Genomic DNA, 17,400 nt, shown 5'->3' with positions numbered 1-17,400 from the left:
GCGCGAGACATGACCAGCACTTCCGCGCGATCGGGGAGTGCGTTGACCCCCTCCCGGGGCGTTGGTATAAGCCGAGCACGAGTGTGTGCTCGGGGGCCGATCTGCGTCTCACGGCCGACCGGGCTCGGATGACGACTGAATTTCTGCGCTTCCCTGGACAACGGTCTCGACCGACCGCGATGTGAGCTCCGCGGAAGCTGTGTTCTCGACTTGCCCGTTTCTCCAGGGGGAGCGGGCGCTGCTGAAGGGGCCGGACGCGTCGCGGCCCCGTGCGTAGAAAGAGGAGATTGCATGCGCAGGGTGATGGCGCTGTGGACGTCCGTGGCGCTCGCCACGCTCGTCGCCGGGCTCGCTGTCGCGCAGGATGGATCGCCCGCTCCAGGCGAGACCGCGCCGACGACCGGTACAGCCACGACCACGGCAGCCCCTGATGCGACCGGGCAGCCCGCCGCTGGAACCGACACCGCCGCGGGCACCGACGCCGCCGCGACGACGACCGGGACCGAGGAGATGGACGCCGGCACCTACGCGGTCCGCCTGCGCGATCTCGAGCAGCGCATCGACGCGCTCAAGGAGCAGATCTTCCGGAGCAAGGCGCGCCTCTCGCTGCTCGCCGAGACGGTGCTCGGCGGCGTCGTCGCCGGCGCCCAGGCCGTCATCATCCACGAGAACCGGATGAGCTCGTCGTACCGTCTCGTGAAGGCGGTCTACGCGCTCGACGGAGCGCGCCTCTTCAGCAAGGCCGACGAAGAGGGCACGCTGGGCGACCAGCAGGAGTTCGAGATCTACAACGGCTCGATCGTGCCCGGTGAGCACAACATCACCGTGAACCTCGAGTATCGCGGCCACGGCTACGGCATCTTCTCGTATCTGAAGGGCTACCGCTTCCGCGTGCGCAGCAGCTACACGTTCAGCGCGCCCGAGGGCAAGCGCATGACCATCCGCGTGGTCGGCTACGAGAAGGGCGGTCCCACCGCGCCGCTCGAGGAGCGCCCCGCGGTGCGCTACGTCGAGCACGTCGAGGGGACGGGCCGCGGCGAAGAAGCCGCGCCGGCCGAGGCCGAGGGCGAAGGGGGCGAGTGATGACGCAGCAGCCGCGGACGTGGCTGCGCCGAGTCGCCGGGGAGCGGGCGGCCGCGAGTGAGCGGAGCCCGAGCGAGCGCGCGTCGATGCGCGTCGCGTCTCGGCGCGCGGTGTCGTTCGTCGCGAGCTCGGTGCTCGCGGGTGTCCTGTTCGTCCCAGCAGCGCGTGCGCAGGAGGACGAGGCGATCGAGCGCGAGCTCGTCGGGCTCGAGGGCCAGGTCGCGGCGCTGATGAGCGAGCCGCTGCGCAGCGAGAGCCTGCGCAGCGCGACGTTCGTCGAGGAGCGCCTGACCGACGGCGAGCTGTTCTATCGGCTCCAGGACTACATCCGCGCGTCGATCATCTTCACGGACATCGTCGACAACTACCCGCAGCACGCGGCGTTCCCCGATGCGCTGTTCCTGCTCGCCGACTCGTTGTTCCGCGCGGGCGACTACCTCGGGGCGCGCACTCGCTTCCGCGAGGTGCTGTCGCACTCGTCGGAGCCGGGGTTCCGGCCGTTCATCCAACGTTCCCTCGGACGGCTCATCGAGATCGCGATCCACACCCGCGACTTCGAGGGGATCGACGACGTCTTCGCCCAGCTGAACCGCCTGCCGCCTTCGGAGATCGAGGCGGCGACGACGTATTTCCGCGCGAAGTACCTCTACAATCGCGCCGTGCCCGCCGACGACGTGCTGCGCGCTCCGGGCGGCTCGCAGGACACTGGTCACCCCCAGACGACGGGCATCGATCTCGCGACGCTCGATCAGGCGCGCCAGGCGTTCGAGGCGGTCCAGGAGGGCAGCCCGTACTACCCGCAGGCGCGCTACTTCATCGGCGTCATCCACACCCTGCGCGAGCAGTATCCGCAGGCGATCGAGGCGTTCACGCGCGTGCTGCGCGCGCCGGCGACGACGCAGGAGCACGTGCAGGTCTCGGAGCTGACGCAGCTCGCGCTCGGCCGGCTCTACTACGAGACCGATCAGCTCGAGCAGGCGGTCGAGGCCTACCAGGCGATCCCGCGGACCAGCGCGAACTTCGACGAAGCGCTCTACGAGATCGCGTGGGTCTACATCCGCATGGGCGACGCGACGCGCGCGGAGCGCGCGCTCGAGGTGCTCGCGGTGGCGGCACCCGACTCGCACTTCCTGCCCGACGCGAAGATCCTGCGGGGAAACCTGCTGCTGCGGAACGGCCGCTTCGACGAGGCGAACCGCGTGTTCCGCGAGGTCGCGCGCGAGTTCGGCCCGGTGCGTCGCGAGCTCGACGAGATGCTCGCCGAGCATCAGGCGGACCCGCTCGGCTACTTCCGCCAGCTCGTCCGCGAGAACATGGAGACGTTCGACGCGAACGCGTTCCTGCCGCCGCTCGCGCAGCGCTGGGCGAGCATGGAGGGCGACATGGATCGCGCGCTCGGCGTGCTCCAGGACCTCGCGGAGGCGCGCCAGCTGGTCGCCGAGACCTCGCTGCTCGTGCAGCGTCTCACCGCGGCGCTCTCACAGCCCAACCGCGTGGCGGTGTTCGCGGATCTGCGCCGCCAGCGCGAGCTGACGACGGGCTTCCGCAACCGCGTCCTGCGCCTGCGCCAGCGCGCGATCGCGCTCGAGTCGCGCGGTGCGGCGGCGACGCCGGAGCTCGAGGAAGTGCGGGCGCGCCGTCGTGAGATCGAGCGCTTCATCGATCGCATGCCGACGCGCGAAGAGGACTTCGCCGAGATGGACGGCGAGGTCGTCGGGCGTTACCGACGCCTCGAGCGCGAGCTCTCGCGCATGGAGGTCGAGCTGCTCGGCATGGAGGCGCGCATCGCGGCCACCGAGCGCTACCTCGCGGACACGTCGGGCACGCGCGACGCGAGCGGCGACGAGGCGGTCGCGAACGAGCTGCGCCAGCAGCGCCAGGCGATCGAGGACTATCGCAGCGAGATCGGGCAGCTCCGCATCCTGATCGAGGCGGGGCGCCTCCAGGTCGGCGTCGGCGACGATCGGTATCAGCGCCACGAGCGCCTGCGTGCCGAGCACGCGCGCCTGGTCGCGGAGGAGCGCCGCCTCGGCGGTGGCTCGAGCCGGATGGAGCCGACGTTCCGGCGCATCGCGACGCTCGAGAGCCAGCTCGACGCGCGCGACGCCGAGATCGACCGAATCGTCGAGGAGCGCACGGCGTCCATCCGCGCGCAGGTCGACGAGGAGTCGGGGCGCATCGAGGGCTATCGCCGTGAGCTCGGCGAGCTCGAAGGCGAGGCCGAAGAGGTCGTGGGCGCGGTCACCTACCAGAACTTCCGACGCGTCCAGCAGCGGTTCTACGACCTCGTGCTGCGCGCCGACGTCGGCCGCATCGACGTGGCGTGGGCGGAGCGTGAGGAGCACCGGATGCGCGTCGAGATGCTGACGCGAGAGCGCTCGCAGGAGCTGCGCTCGCTCGACGACGAGTTCCGCGAGATCACCGACGAGGGCGGTGGTGGTGCGGCGGCCGACGAGGACGCCGCAGAGGAGACGCCGTGATTCGCACGCGCGTGTCGTTCCGTGTCTCGGTGGCCTTGCTCGGTGCGATGGCTGCCCTCGCGAGCGCTCCGCGCGTGCTCGCGCAGGATGGTGGTGCGCCCGACGCGGGTGGAGCCGACGGCGGTGTGCCGCTCGGTACCGTCAGTGCCGACGGCGGTGTGGCGGCCACGACCGGCGACGCCGCGGCGCCGTGGGCAGGCACCGTCGACGTCCCGCTCCCCGCGTTCCTCGACACCACCGATCGCCGCATCCGCGACGACCGCCCGCCGCCCAGCGCCGAGCAGGTCGCCGCGCTGCGCGAGATGGAGGCCGAGGTCGGCCGGTTCACGAAGACCGGTACCTCGTATCGCGAGGCGATCCGCTCGATCCTCCGCCGCGAGTACACCCAGCGCCGCCGCGAGCGCGAGCAGGGCTACGCGCGTCAGATCCGCGAGGAAGAGCGCCTGCAGAACGAGGCGCGCGAGCGCGCGATCCGCTTGTTCGAGCGCTTCGTCCGCCGCTATCCCGACGACCCGACCTACACGCCGGACGCGATGTTCCGGCTCGGCGAGCTCTACTACGAGCGCAGCGCGATCGCGTTCCAGGACGCGGCGCTCGCCGGGCAGACGCCCGAGTCGGGGCATCCCGACTTCATGCCGACGATCTCGCTCTACCGCGAGCTCGTGCGTCGCTTCCCGAACTACCGGCGCATCGACGGCGTCTACTACCTCATCGGCTACTGCCTGAACGAGATGGGCGAGATGGCCGAGGCGCGCCTCGCCTGGCTCAACCTCGTGTGCGCGAACCGGTACCACTACACCGGTGAAGCGCTGCCGTCGCCCGACGGCATGGGCGAGGAAGGCGACGGCGGTACCGCGAGCGCGCTCGGCCCCGAGGCGCACCCCGCGCTCACGCTCGACCCGACGCCGCAGAGCGGCGCCGACGAGCCGTTCATCGATCCCTACGCCGACTGCCAGCCGGTCACCGAGGGCGCGGAGTTCGTCAGCGAGACGTGGCTGCGCATCGGCGAGTACCACTTCGACTTCGACTTCGAGCCCCACGCGCTCGATCGCGCGATCAGCGCGTACCGCAAGGTCCTCGCGGATCCCGAGGACCGCAACTACAACCTCGCGCTCTACAAGGTCGCCTGGGCGTACTACCGCGGCAGCCGTTATCCCGAGGCGATCGAGCACTTCGTCCAGCTGATCGACTGGTCCGATCGTGAGTACGAGCGCACCGGTCGCGCGGGCTCCGAGCTGCGCGCCGAGGCCGTGCAGTACCTCGGCATCACGTTCGCGTACGACGACTGGAACGAGAACCAGATCCCCGATCCCGACGAGGGTCTGCCGACCGGCTTCCAGCGCATCCAGAACCCCGAGCTGCTGCCGCAGGATCGACCGTGGACGGTCGAGATCTACTTCCAGCTCGGCCAGATCTACTTCGAGGAAGATCGCTACGACGAGGCGATCGAGGTCTGGGAGTACGCGATCCGTCGCTGGCCGCTGCACCACCGCGTGCCCGAGATCGTGAACCAGATCGCGCGCGCCCACGAGCGTCGCGGCCGCCGCGAGCAGGCGCTGCAGGCGCGCTTCGATCTCGCCAACTACGGCGAGGGGTCGGACTGGTGGGACGCCAACACCGATCATCCCGTCGAGCAGACGCGCGCCGAGCGGCTCGCCGAGGCGGCGATCATCAACTCCGCGATCGAGCATCACCAGAACGCGCAGCGGATGCGGCGCCTCGCGCTGGAGAACCGCGACGAGCGGATGCTCCAGGAAGCGGTCGCCGAGTACAACGCGGCGGCGCAGGGCTACCAGCAGTACATCGAGCAGTACCCGAACAGCCCGAACGCGTACGAGCTCCAGTACAACCTCGCCGACGCGCTCTTCTGGTCGCAGCAGTACGAGGAGGCGGCCGCGCAGTACGCGGCGGTGCGCGACTCGAACCTCGACGATCGCTACCTCAGCGAGTCGGCGCGACGCGTCGTGCTCTCGCTGCAGTACATGCTCGAAGACGCGCAGCGTCGCGGTGAGATCGAAGTTCGCGACGAGCCGCCCGCGGTAGACCCGGGTCCGCCGCCGCGCGTCCGACCGGTCGAGATGCCGCAGCTCGTGCAGCGCGTCGCGCAGGCGCGCGAGATCTACCTCGCGCGTGTCCCCGTGGTGCAGGACCGCGAGGGCGTGCGAGCGGCGTACGACTACAACAACACGCTGCTCCTCTACAACTACGGCTGGTGGGAGCAGGCGCGCGAGCGCTTCCGCCGCATCTACCTCGAGCGCTGCCGCGGTCCGCAGGCGAGCGAGGAGGGCCAGGTCGCCTGGATCTCGCTGCGCAACATCGCGGTCCAGCTCGGGGACACCGAGGAGGTCGAGCGCCTCGCCCGTGACCTCCAGCAGCGTCAGTGCACGTTCAGCCCCGACGCGAGCGCGCCGAGCGCGGTCGACTGCAACGACCCGGCGAACCAGGACAACCCGCAGTGTCTCGTGACGCGCGACCTCGGGAACATCCGGTTCCAGCGCGCGCTCGAGCTCTACCAGCGTGCTCGTGGTGACCTGCCGCAGGAGCAGCTCTGCCCGGAGGCGCCGACCGCCGAGCAGGTGCAGCTCTTCGAGCAGTCCGCGACCGACATGGTCAACGCGGTGAACGACGACCCGCGCCATGCCGACGCGCCGCGCGCGCTCATCCAGGCAGCTGTCGCGCTCGAGTGCACGAGCCGGTACGAGTCCGCGTCGCGCGTGTACCAGCGCGTGGTCGACGAGGTCGGTCCGGTGCGGGCCGAGGAGCCCGAGCAGCAGCAGCGCCTCGACTCGATCCTCGCGACTGCGTACTTCCGCCTCGCGTACACCGCGAACCGCTTCTTCGACTACGAGCGCGCGATCGAGAGCTATCGCGTGCTCGCGGACTCGCAGCGCTTCGCGAGCTCGACGGATCCGGGGATCCAGGAGACCCGGACCGACGCGCTGATCAACGCCGCGCGCATCCTCGAGTACCAGCAGGACTACAACCGCGCGGCGGACTACTACCGTCGCGCGGCGGAGGCCGCGGGCACGCCGCCCGACGTACAGCGCAGCGCGCGCTTCCGCGTCGCGGAGATGGCGTTCAAGCGCCGCGACTGGAACGGCACCATCCGCGAGATGCGCGCGTTCATCGACCGTTACCGCGGCGATGCGGCGGCGGGCGAGCTGCTCGTGACCGCGTACTGGCGCATCGCCCAGGCGCGCCAGGAGCTTCGTCAGACGCGCGACTACCGCACCGCGCTGCAGGACGTCGTCGACGCGTTCTCGCGCGCCGGTCAGGAGCGGGGATCGATCGCGGCGGAGTACGCGGCGCAGGCGCGCTTCACGATCGTCGACGAGAACATGGCGGCGTTCGAGAGCTTCGCGATCAACCCCGGCAGCCCGGCGACCCTCGAGGCGTACGTGCAGACCGTCGCGCGTCAGATCGAGGAGGGCTCGGCCCGCGCGAACACGCTCGTGACCGGCTACGCGCCGGTGCTCGACTACGGGCGTCCGACCTGGACGATCGCGGCGTTCGTGCGGCAGGGACGCGTGTACGAGGTGCTCGCGCGCGCGGTGCTCAACACGCCGTTCGTGATGCCGGCGGACCTGCAGCGCCGGGTGCGCGGTGCGAGCGCGGACGTGCGCGAGGAAGTGCGCGTCCAGGTGCAGGACCGCATCCAGCAGACCCTCGATCAGCGGGTGCGTCCGATCGAGTGCTTCGCGATCGCACGCTACGCGCTCGCGGCGCGCGCGGCGCGGGCGGGCTCGATCGACAACGAGTACACGCGGCTCGCCGCCGACCGCCTCCAGGCGTACGGTGACGAGCGAATCGCCGAATGCATCGCGGCGGAGCAGCAGCGCGACCCCTCGTTCGCGGCGTACACGCCCGGCGAGTTCGCGCGTGCGCGTGCGGGGCGTACGCTGCCGATGGAGACGGACATCGCAGCGCCTCCGCTCGCGCGGGAGGAGGAGTGATGGCGAGGGCGCGTTCGAGCGCGATCGCGCTGTTCTGTGGGTGCCTGCTGCTGAGCGCGGGCGCCTTGCTCCCCGCGTGTGAGCAGCAGGGGGGCACCACCGCCGATCGCGACGAGGAGACGACGGGCGGCGAGGACGAGGGTCGCGGCGATCGCGCAGATCGCGGTGACATCGAGGCGCCCCCGGGATCCCGCGAGCCCGAGGGCGACGACGAGGACGATCTCGAAGGTGGCGCCGACGAGACGCCCCCGACGAGCGGCGGCACCGCGCAGACCGGCACGCCCGCGTCCCAGCAGGAGAGCCCGTGGGGCCGCCCGGAGGTCGAGAGCGGCGAGCCGCTTCCGCCGCGGCGCCCCGTCAGTGGCTCGGCCCAGGCGGCGTACCGTCGTGGCATCGAGTCCGGGCAGCGTGGTGACACCGAGGGCTCGCGCCGTGCGTTCGAGGAGGCGCTCCGCTCCGATCCGAACGCGTTCCGCGCCGCGTACAACCTCGGCGTGCTCGCCGATCGCGCCGGCAACGCGGACGGTGCGCTCAACTACTACCGCCAGGCGCTGCGCATCCAGCCCGACTACGAGCGCGCCGCCGAAGGGATCGTCACGATCTACGTGCGTCGCGGTCAGGCGGCGGATGCGGTCGCGTTCATGGAGCCGCTGGCGCGTCGCTGGGTGCGCAACCTCCACATCCAGGCGCTCTACGGCGAGGCGCTCATCCACGCGAATCGCCCGGAAGAAGCGATCCAGGCGGCGCGCACCGCGCTGCGTCGCGACGAGCGCTTCGTCCCCGCGATGCTCGTGCTGGTGAAGGCGAACCTGCGCCGCAACCGCACCGAGCTCGCCCAGTCGATCCTCGACCAGGCGGTCACGATCGACCCGAACCACGCCGAGGTGCAGTTCCTCCGCGGGCGCATGCTCCAGGAGCAGAACCAGCTCGGTCAGGCGCTCCAGGCGTATCGCCGCGCGGTCGAGCTGCGGCCCGACTATGCCGACGCGCGCATGGCGCTCGCGCTGCAGCTCCTCGCGGGCGCGAATTACCCCGAGGCGGTCCAGCAGTTCGAGGCGGTCGCGCGCCTGGTCGCCGACGTCCCCGAGGTGCACCTCGGCCTCGGCAACGCGTACCGGGCGACCAAGCAGTGGGAGAAGAGCAAGAACGAGCTCGATCGCGTGGTCGCAACGAGCCCTCGCAGCCCGGAGGCGCACTACGGGCTCGCGCTGCTCTACCTCGAGGCGGGCGCGGACATGCCGGGCAGCGACCTGCTGACCTCGCTCCAGCGCTCGCAGCAGGAGTTCCGAGCGTACCGCGACCTGATGGGACCGCGCCTCGCGCGCGAGGATCCGTCCACCGCGTACCTCGAGGAGATCACCCGCCAGATCGAGCGCGAGCAGCGCCGGATCGAGCGCGACGCCGCGCGCCGTCAGCGTGAGGCGGAGCGCGCCGCGCGTCAGGCTGCGGAGGGCGGCGGGACCACGGAAGGCGGAGGCACGGAATGACGCGTCTCGGACTCTTGCTCGGGCTCGGGCTCTTCGCGGCGATGTTCTTCGCGCCCTCCGACGTCGAAGCGCAGGCGCGCGGCGGCGGTCGTGCGGCGCGTCAGCCGCGCGTCATCCAGCTGGACGAGATCCGCATCGAGGGTCGCGTCCAGAAGCCGAACGCGTTCTACATCCTCAACCGCTCGAGCATCGGCTACGAGGTGCTCGATCTCCGCACGAGCTTCACGCGCGAGGTCGTGCGCAGCGTGCAGCGAGAGCCGTTCTGACCGTCTTCCACGCGGTCCAGATCGTCTGCTGGGTGGGCCTGGTCGCGCTCGTCGTCGAGCGCCTCCGGGCCCTCTGCGTCTCGGGGCCGGTCGACGTCGATCCGCTCGTGAAGGCGCTGCGCAGCGCGCCCGAGGAGAAGCGCGCGGCGATCGTCGACGCGATCGGAGGCACGTTCGTGGGGCGCGCGCTGGCGCCGCTGTGGCGCGCCGAGGCCCGCTCGATCGACGTGGAGCTCGAGGAGTCGCTCGCCGACGCGCGCGCCGCGATCACGTCGCGCCTCCAGGCGATCCGGATCGGCGCGACGCTCTCGACGTTCCTCGGCTTCGTCGGCGCTGCGATCGCGCTCAGCTGGGTCCACTCGGGTGACCACGGGCTGCTCGGCCTCGATCCCCGCCGCGTCTCGGCGATCGGGCTCTCGCAGGCCGCGCTCTCGATCGCGCTCGGTGTCGGGGGCTCGTCGTTCGCCCTCGGCGCCTGGATGACGCTCCGCGCCCACGCGCGCCGCCTGCTCGACGAGTGCGAGCGCGCGGTCGACCGGGCGCGCGCCGTGAGGGGCAGCTAGCCCTCTCACCAGCTAGACCATGCGACCGGCCGAGTGGTATCGTCCGGCTCGTCTCACGAGGGGCACGGGAACCTCCGTCGACATCCGTGGTCAGACGCCCGAACGGGCCACGACCACACCGCCGACCGGCACCACGAGAACGGGCCGGAGCGGGGATCAGGAAGACACCAACGATGACCACGCCGCAGGGACCGCAGCAGCAGGGGGGCAAGGCCGCCGGACGTCCGGGCGCGATGACGATGGCCATGCAGGCCGTCCAGGTGCGGCCCTCGGGCCCGAAGGTCCTGCGCATCGGCGTCATCCAGGGCGGGAAGATCGTCGAAGAGCGCATCATCCGGCAGCGCGAGACGGTCTCGGTCGGTAGCTCGGAGCGCAATCACTTCATCGTCCCGGGCATGCCGCCGCGCTTCGAGCTCTTCCAGCTCGTCGGCGCCGACTACATCCTGAACTTCACCGCCGACATGCGCGGTCGCGTGGGTCTTCCGGGCGGCGTCCAGGAGCTCGAGCAGCTGCGGGCGAGCGGCGCGGCGCGCAACGCGGGCCAGCACTGGCAGGTCAAGCTCAGCGACACGTCGCGGGGCAAGGTCGTCATCGGCGACACGACGCTGCTCTTCCAGTTCGTCGTGCCGCCGCCGGTGCAGCCGCGGCCTCAGCTGCCGGCGGCCGTGGTCGGCGGGTTCATCGCGGGCATCGACTGGCTGTTCACGGCCTTCGTGATGTTCTCGTTCATGAGCCACTTCGGCTTCATCATCTTCCTCGAGAACGCCGACTGGCCGATCCAGCCCACGCTCGCGACGATCGACGACCGCCTCGCGGACATGATCTTCAACGAGCCGGAGCCCCCGCCGGTCGAGGAAGAGGAAGAGCCGACGGAAGAGGCGCCGACCGAGGAGCCGACCGAAGAGGTCGCGGAGACTCCGACGCGCCAGCCGAGCGGTGAGTCGTCGTCGACGCCCGGCGAGACCGCGGGCGAGCGCCAGGCGGCAGCGGACAGCGATGCGCGCATGGCGGCGGAAGCGGCGGCGGCGCAGGTCGATCAGCTGCTCCTCGGCGCGCTGAGCTCGGAGGGCGGTGCGTTCGCGGACGTCCTCGCGGGCGGCGCGGTGACCGGCAGCGCCGAGGACATCCTCGCGCAGGCGGAAGGCGTCGGCGTGGCGACCTCGAGCGGCGGCGGCACGCTGCGCGAGCGCTCGGGCGGTGGGCGCGTCGGCGGAGCCACCGAGGGCCTCGGCGGGCTCGCGGCGGTGAAGGGCGGCGCGACCACGGCGCGCGGTGAGGGCGGCGCGGTCGAGGAGCGTCAGGTGCGTGGTCGCTTCCGCGCGCCGAGCGACGTCGAGGACGAGTCGGGCAGCGGTGACTTCGACGTGCGCGTCGTCATCCGCATGATCCAGACCCGTCAGGCGGCGATCCGCGCGTGCTACGAGCGCGAGCTGCGTGCGGACCCGACGCTCTCGGGCCGCATCAAGGTCTCGATGACGATCCAGGAGACCGGCAGCGTGACCGGCGTGCGCGTCGTGGAGAACACGATCGGCAACGACTCGGTCGGCTCGTGCGTGACGCGCGTCGTGCAGGGCTTCCGGTTCAATCCGGGCCCCGAGGGCGGCAGCGTGACGTACCAGTTCCCGTTCGTCTTCGAGCCGCAGGGCTGAGCTTCTGGGGTGGGGCCCCCGTTCGCACGCGAATCGGCGTGCAGCGGGGGCTTCGTCGTTCCGTCGGCGGTCGTCGTGCGCTGACGTCGCGTATCGCGTGAGCTATCGCGGGCCGCCAGGGATCGTGCGGGTGGGTGTTCGAGGACGCGAACAGCCACCCGGAAGCGTGCGGGTGGGTGTTCGAGGACGCGAACAGCCACTCGGAAGCGCGCGGGTGGGTGTTCGAGGACGCAAACACTCACCCGGAAGCGCGCAGGTGGGTGTTCGAGGACGCAAACACTCACCCGGAAGCGCGCGGGTGGGTGTTCGCGGACGCAAACAGCCACCCGGAAGCGTCCGGGTGGCTGTTCACGCGCCTCACACGGCTCTGGGAAGCGCGGCGCCGCTCAGCGCGGGCGGAACGGCGTGTCGATCTCGATCGTGTGCTCCCGATCGGCGCCGACGCCCATCATCGTGACGCGCGCGCCCGTGAGCTCCTCGATGCGGCGCAGGTACGTGCGCACCGACGCCGGCAGATCGTCCACCGAGCGGCACGTCGAGAGATCGCCGCTCCAGCCCTCGAGCTCCTCGTAGATCGGCTTCACGTCCGCGAGGCGGTTCGGCGGCGGGAAGTCGATGCGCTTGCCGTCGAGCTCGTACGCGACGCCGAGCGCGATCTTCGGCAGGCCCGAGAGCACGTCGAGCTTCGTCACCGCGAGCTCGCTGATGCCGTTCACGCGCACTGCGTGGCGCAGCACCGCGATGTCGAGCCAGCCGCAGCGACGAGGGCGTCCCGTGACCGCGCCGTACTCGTTGCCCGCCTTGCGCAGCGCCTCGCCCGCGTCGCCGTGGAGCTCGGTGGGGAAGGGCCCGCCGCCGACGCGCGTCGTGTACGCCTTGGTGATGCCCATGACGCGATCGATGTGCGTCGGGGCGATGCCCGCGCCGGCGCACGCGCCGCCCGAGATCACCGTCGAGCTCGTCACGAACGGGAACGTGCCGTGATCGAGATCGAGCATCGTGCCCTGCGCGCCCTCGAGCAGGACGTGCTTGCCCTGCTCGCGCGCCTCGGCGAGCGCGGCGCTCGCATCGCCCACGTGCGGCGCGAGCTCCTTCGCGAGCTCGCCATAGCGCTTCACGATCTCGTCGATCGACGGCACCTCGCCGCCGAGCGCGACGATCACCGGGCGCCACGACTCGAGGTTCGCCTCGAGCCGCTCGCGGAAGCGCGCGGGATCGAGCAGGTCCGCCATGCGAATGCCGCGGCGTCCCGCCTTGTCCTCGTAGGCCGGGCCGATGCCGCGCTTCGTGGTGCCGATCGCCCCCGGGCCGTTCTCGCGAAGCGTGTCGATCGTCGCGTGGTGCGGCATCACGACGTGCGCGCGATCCGAGATCAACAGGCGTCCTTCGCCGAAGAGACCACGCGCGCGAAGCGTCGCGATCTCCTGCACGAGCACCTCGGGATCGATCACGACGCCCGGGCCGAGCACGCACTTGGCCTTCGCGTGGAGCGCGCCCGACGGAATCAGACGCAGCACGACCTTCTCGCCGCCGACGACGAGCGTGTGGCCCGCGTTCGCGCCGCCCCCGTAGCGCACGACGACGTCGGCCTGCGCGGTCAATCGATCGACGACCTTGCCCTTGCCCTCGTCGCCCCACTGGGCGCCGACCACCACGACCATCGCCATCGGCTCTCCTCGGCTCGCGGGTCGTACTTACCCGCGCGTCTCTCGCGCCCAACGTTCGAACGCAGACGCTTCGTCGGCTGCCACGCCACGCCCCGATTGGCCCAGCGCGATCTTCCGAGTCGCTCCGTCCCGCGCCCGACACGCGCTGGCCGCACGCGCCGAGACCGAGACCACCACGTCGTAGCCCCATGCCCGCGCGAACGCGAGCGCCGCGCCGTCGTCGCCCGACTCCGGGAGCGTCGCCACGACGAGCCCGGCGCTGCGCAGCGCATCCGCGAGCTCGCCCAACTTGCGCGCATCGGCGCCACGCATCGCGACGCGGAGCGGCCCCACGTCGTCGATGCGCGCGCCCGCGGCGGCGAGCGCCCACTCCAGGTGATCGAGATCGAGCCCGAAGCCGGTCGCAGGGAAGGGCGCACCGAAGCGCGCGAGCAGATCGTCGTAGCGCCCGCCACCGCCCAGCGCCTCGCCCGGCCCTTCCGCGAGCAGCGTGAAGCTCGGCCCGGTGTAGTAACCGAAGCCGCGCACCTCACCGAGATCGAGCACCAGACGATCGCGCAGCCCGCGCGTCACGAGCTGCGCGTGCACGTCGGCGAGCGCATCGAGCCGCGCCGCTGCGTCGCGTCCCGGGAAGAGCTTGCGCGCGGCGTCGAGCACCTCGCGCCCGCCCCACAGATCGACCATCTCGCAGAGCGTCGTGCGGGCGCGACCGCGCAGCCCGGCGCGCTGCGCGAGCGCCTCGAGCGCGCTGCGATCCTTGCGCGAGAGCGCGTCCGCCGCTTCACCGCGCAGCGCCTCGGGCACGGTCGTGAGCACGGTGCGCGCGACCGGCGAGAGCCCGAGCTCGATGCGATGCGCGACGAGACCGAGGCCCTCGAGCGTGCGCGACGCGAGCTCGATCACCTCGACGTCCGCGCCCGGCCCCGAGAGCCCGATGCACTCGACGCCCGCCTGCGCGATCTGCCGCTGTCGGCGCGCGCGACCGCGACGACGACGGAACACGCTGCCCTCGTACGCGAGCCGATACGGCGCCGGTCGATCGGCGAGGCGCGTCGCGACCACGCGCGCGATCTGCGGCGTGATGTCGGGACGCAGCAGCGCGATCTCGCCGGTGTCGGAGTCGACGAAGCGCAGCAGCTCGCGCCGATCGACGGTGTCGAGGCCGCGCTCGATCACGTCGGCGTGCTCGAACATCGGCGTCGTGACGAGCTCGTAGCCGTAGCGCGCGAACGAGTCGGACACCGCGCGTGCGAGGCGCTTGCGCGCGCTCGCATCGGGCGGGAGCAGGTCGCGCATGCCCGCGGGCGGCGCGAGCGGGAGCGTCGAGCGCGCCGGTGCGGGCGCGTGCTCGCGGGTACGCCGCGGGGCCGGATCGGCCTTGTTCTGCGGCGAAACCTCGCGGCGATCAGTCCGCGAACCGGCCAGCGTTTCGCGATCGCGAGGACCTCGTGACGTCTGCGATCGCGCGCCCACGGCCGTCGGCTCCGGGCGGGGGTTATCAGCGGGGGGGATCCTCGTCAAGAAGCGCCGGGCCCATCGGTCGTCGAGAGCGCGCCGATCGCGAGGAGCAGCGCGATCGCGCGACGTCCCGCGCGCGCGTCCCGACCGCTCGGATCGCTCAGCGCGCGATCGAGCTCGACGATCGGCACGGGCTGCGCCGCGCGACGGTACGCAGAGCGCGCCGAGAGCGGCAGGCGCGCGAGCTCCAGATCGTTCGGCCCCGACGCGACGACCCACTTGCCGCGATGCGCCGCGAGCGGATCGTCCATGCCCTGCGCGAGCCGGCGATCGATCCCGTCCATCACGATGCGCCAGGGATCGAGCCCGAGCGGGAACCCGCTCTGCGGTCGTGCCACGCCTCGCCACAACGTCGCGCGCCCCGACGTCCAGGTGAAGAGCTCGAGCAGCTTCTCCTGCACCTGCGCCGCGATCTGCCGGAAGAGATGCACCGGCTCGACGAGCCCGAGCGCGGTGAGCGTGTCGCCGAGGCGTCCCTCGAAGCGCGGCATCACCGCGAGCGCCATGTCGAGCTCGCCGCGCGAGATCACCCCGCGCGCGACGAGGAACTCACCGAGCAGCTCGGTCGCGAGGTTCGAGGTGACGAACTCGGGCACGCCGTTGCTCAGGTAGATCTCCTTGCGCACGCCGCCCTGCTCGCAGAGGAGCAGGCCCGTCTCGCGCGCGAGCACGACGCTCGTCATCACGCCGACGACCGAGCCGTCCTCGAGCGACCACGCGCGATCGGGCTCGCGCACCGGCTCCTGGCGCGCGGTGCGATCGCTGAGGCTCGACGTCGGCAGGTGACGCACGAGATCGGGGTGCGAAGCGAGCGACGCGAACGCGCCTCCTTGCAGCGCGATCGCGTCGGTGAGCCCGAAGCGGCGCGTCGCGATCGCCTCCACGAGCTTCGCGTACGAGAGCGGGCCCTCGGTGCGTCCGTCGCTCGTTCGCACGAAGTACGCGAGCTCGGGCGCGTCGCGCGTCGCGGGCGCTTCGGCGTCCTCGTCGCCGGGCGGCGCGGTCTTCGGGCCGCGCACCGCGGGCTGGTACGCGCCCGACGGCTTGCGCGCGCCGTGCGCCTCGCTGACGAGCCCCGCGAGCTGCGCGCGCAGCGCGCTCACCGGGCCGACCTCGTAGGGCGCGAGCGCGTCGCGCAGGATCGCGGCCGTCACGGTGCGCGCGTCGGGATCGGAGGCGAGCGCGGCCACGACCGCGGCACGCAGACCCTCGGGCAGACCCGCGCCGTGCTCCTCGAACGCGCGCAGATCGCCGTCGCGGATCGCCAGCAGCACCGCGAGCTCCGAGCCGCCCGCGAAGAGCGGTCGCCCCATCAGCAGCTCCGCCGCGATCACCGCCGCCGCGAACACGTCGGCGCGGCGATCCGCCGCGAGCCCGCGCACCTGCTCGGGCGCGAGATAGCCGAGCTTGCCCTTCGCGCGCTCGGTCAGCGTCGCCTGCGGATACGACTCGCGCAGCAGCGCCTGGGCGATCCCGAAGTCCCCGAGCTTCACGTCGCCGTGCACCGAGAGCAGCACGTTCGACGGGCTCACGTCGCGATGCACGAGCCCGAGCGGACGACCGTCGTGGTCGTGCGTCTCGTGCACGGCGTGGAGCCCCGCGAGCAGCTCGCGGATCACGAACACCGCGAGCTCGGTCCCGAGGGTGCGCCCCTGGCGTGTGAGCCAGCGCGCGAGCCTCCACAGGTCGAGCCCCGGCACGTACTCGAGCGCGAGATAGGGCTGCCCCGCTTCGTCACCGAAGCCCAGCACGCGCACCACGTTGTCGTGCTCGACGAGCCCGCCGAGGCGCGCTTCTTCTTCGAACATCGCGCGAGCCCCCGCTTCGCTCGCGAGCGCGGGCAGCATCCGCTTCACCACCACGACGCGCGGATCGCCCACCGCGCGGGGCTCGTGCGCACGGAAGACCTCCGCCATCCCGCCGACCGCGATGCGATCCGCGAGCGTGTAGGGCCCGAACCGGCTGTGGGGGGGCGGCGCGGGCGGCGGCGGAGGCGGCCGGCTGATCCTCACGCGCGCAACTCTAGTCCCTTCGCGCCTCGTTCCGCTGCGGTTTCTGCCGACCCCGCCGTTCGCGCAGGAGCTCTTGACGAACCGGGGCCCGCAAGTAGATCGGAGCGCCGTCGCGCTCGGAACGTCGCGAATTCCCTCGGCTCCCGACACGGCATTGACCTCGGCGCGGCGAGACCCTAGCCCCCCGCCCCGAGGACGCTGCGAACGATGTCTTCGCGTCCTCCCGACCACAGGAACGAGCCCGAGAAGGGGTGGAGCTGGTGGTACCCGCTGATCGTCCTCGTGCCTGCGATGCTCGCGCTCTTCGCGCTGATCTCGTCGATGCTTCAGGGCTCGGACGAGACGGCGGCGAGCCTGCGCGGAGCCCGGCTCGGGATGACGGCGGACCAGGTCCGCGAGCGCTTCGACGAGGGCGCGCAGGCGAGCTGGCGCACCGAGATCGTCGGGCCGGACATGACGCTGATCCGCGGTCCGAGCGCGTCGCTCGATCGCGAGACGCGCTTCGAATTCCACAACGGGATGCTGGTCGCGATCCGCGCCGAGCTACCTCCCGATGCGGACGAAGCGCGCGGCGGAGCGGTCGAGATCTCCCCGGCTGCGGTCATCGCACGCACGAACGACGGGCGCGGAAGAGTGCACTTGCGCGTGCTGGCGCGCGACTGCCCCACGCATGCGGAGGAGGTGTCCAGAGTTCTGTCGGACGCGCCCTGAGGGCAAACTGC

11 protein-coding genes are annotated in these 17,400 nt (G+C 71.8%); 8 read left to right on the top strand and 3 right to left on the bottom strand.

Annotated features, from left to right (window positions below):
• Positions 1-291: 291 nt before the first annotated feature.
• From I5071_RS14085 to I5071_RS14055, 7 genes are all read left to right on the top strand, one after another.
• Positions 292-1,083 (top strand): hypothetical protein, encoded by a 792-nt coding sequence (locus tag I5071_RS14085; RefSeq protein ID WP_236605963.1) that lies wholly within the window; start codon positions 292-294, stop codon positions 1,081-1,083.
• An 86-nt stretch (positions 1,084-1,169) separates the two neighbouring features.
• A complete protein-coding gene (locus I5071_RS14080) occupies positions 1,170-3,563 on the top strand; it encodes a tetratricopeptide repeat protein (RefSeq protein ID WP_236605962.1) in 2,394 nt (797 codons plus the stop codon).
• Entirely contained in the window at positions 3,560-7,516 is a 3,957-nt protein-coding gene (locus I5071_RS14075) for a tetratricopeptide repeat protein (RefSeq protein ID WP_236605961.1), read from the top strand. The genes I5071_RS14080 and I5071_RS14075 overlap by 4 nt, the downstream gene beginning before the upstream one ends.
• A complete protein-coding gene (locus I5071_RS14070) occupies positions 7,516-9,003 on the top strand; it encodes a tetratricopeptide repeat protein (protein WP_236605960.1) in 1,488 nt (495 codons plus the stop codon). The genes I5071_RS14075 and I5071_RS14070 overlap by 1 nt, the downstream gene beginning before the upstream one ends.
• On the top strand, positions 9,000-9,269 hold the full coding sequence (locus tag I5071_RS14065) for a hypothetical protein (RefSeq protein WP_236605959.1): 270 nt from the start codon (positions 9,000-9,002) through the stop codon (positions 9,267-9,269). Before I5071_RS14070 ends, I5071_RS14065 begins: the two co-directional genes overlap by 4 nt.
• Positions 9,270-9,301: 32 nt before the next feature.
• A complete protein-coding gene (locus tag I5071_RS14060; protein ID WP_236605958.1) occupies positions 9,302-9,832 on the top strand; it encodes a hypothetical protein in 531 nt (176 codons plus the stop codon).
• Positions 9,833-10,005: 173 nt separating this feature from the next.
• Entirely contained in the window at positions 10,006-11,481 is a 1,476-nt protein-coding gene (locus I5071_RS14055) for an AgmX/PglI C-terminal domain-containing protein (RefSeq protein ID WP_236605957.1), read from the top strand.
• A gap of 386 nt (positions 11,482-11,867) precedes the next feature.
• Here I5071_RS14055 and I5071_RS14050 read toward each other — a convergent pair whose 3' ends face one another.
• From I5071_RS14050 to I5071_RS14040, 3 genes are all read right to left on the bottom strand, one after another.
• Positions 11,868-13,148 carry an adenylosuccinate synthase gene (locus I5071_RS14050; protein WP_236605956.1) on the bottom strand — a complete coding sequence of 427 codons (1,281 nt, stop codon included), beginning with the start codon at positions 13,146-13,148 and terminating at the stop codon, positions 11,868-11,870.
• Positions 13,149-13,175: 27 nt separating this feature from the next.
• Positions 13,176-14,444, bottom strand: coding sequence for an ATP phosphoribosyltransferase regulatory subunit (gene hisZ, locus I5071_RS14045; protein ID WP_236605955.1), 1,269 nt, complete (start codon positions 14,442-14,444; stop codon positions 13,176-13,178).
• Between the two features lie 221 nt (positions 14,445-14,665).
• Positions 14,666-16,678 (bottom strand): serine/threonine protein kinase, encoded by a 2,013-nt coding sequence (locus I5071_RS14040; RefSeq protein WP_236605954.1) that lies wholly within the window; start codon positions 16,676-16,678, stop codon positions 14,666-14,668.
• 207 nt (positions 16,679-16,885) lie between these two features.
• Between I5071_RS14040 and I5071_RS14035 the strand changes: the two genes are divergently transcribed.
• Positions 16,886-17,389: a hypothetical protein gene (locus I5071_RS14035; protein WP_236605953.1), complete on the top strand. Its 504-nt coding sequence runs from the start codon at positions 16,886-16,888 to the stop codon at positions 17,387-17,389.
• The last annotated feature ends 11 nt before the right edge of the window (positions 17,390-17,400 follow it).

The sequence above is a fragment of the Sandaracinus amylolyticus genome, from assembly GCF_021631985.1.
GTDB lineage: Bacteria > Myxococcota_A > Polyangia > Polyangiales > Sandaracinaceae > Sandaracinus > Sandaracinus amylolyticus_A.
This window is presented reverse-complemented; position numbering and strand designations above follow the sequence as displayed.

Bases quoted from the DNA above. Each gene is read 5' to 3' on its own strand.
- I5071_RS14085 (WP_236605963.1), top strand. From the start codon at position 292: ATGCGCAGGGTGATGGCGCTGTGGACGTCCGTGGCGCTCGCCACGCTC.
- I5071_RS14080 (WP_236605962.1), top strand. From the start codon at position 1,170: ATGCGCGTCGCGTCTCGGCGCGCGGTGTCGTTCGTCGCGAGCTCGGTG.
- I5071_RS14070 (WP_236605960.1), top strand. From the start codon at position 7,516: ATGGCGAGGGCGCGTTCGAGCGCGATCGCGCTGTTCTGTGGGTGCCTG.
- I5071_RS14065 (WP_236605959.1), top strand. From the start codon at position 9,000: ATGACGCGTCTCGGACTCTTGCTCGGGCTCGGGCTCTTCGCGGCGATG.
- I5071_RS14055 (WP_236605957.1), top strand. From the start codon at position 10,006: ATGACCACGCCGCAGGGACCGCAGCAGCAGGGGGGCAAGGCCGCCGGA.
- I5071_RS14050 (WP_236605956.1), bottom strand. From the start codon at position 13,148: ATGGCGATGGTCGTGGTGGTCGGCGCCCAGTGGGGCGACGAGGGCAAG.
- hisZ (WP_236605955.1), bottom strand. From the start codon at position 14,444: ATGCGCGACCTGCTCCCGCCCGATGCGAGCGCGCGCAAGCGCCTCGCA.
- I5071_RS14035 (WP_236605953.1), top strand. From the start codon at position 16,886: ATGTCTTCGCGTCCTCCCGACCACAGGAACGAGCCCGAGAAGGGGTGG.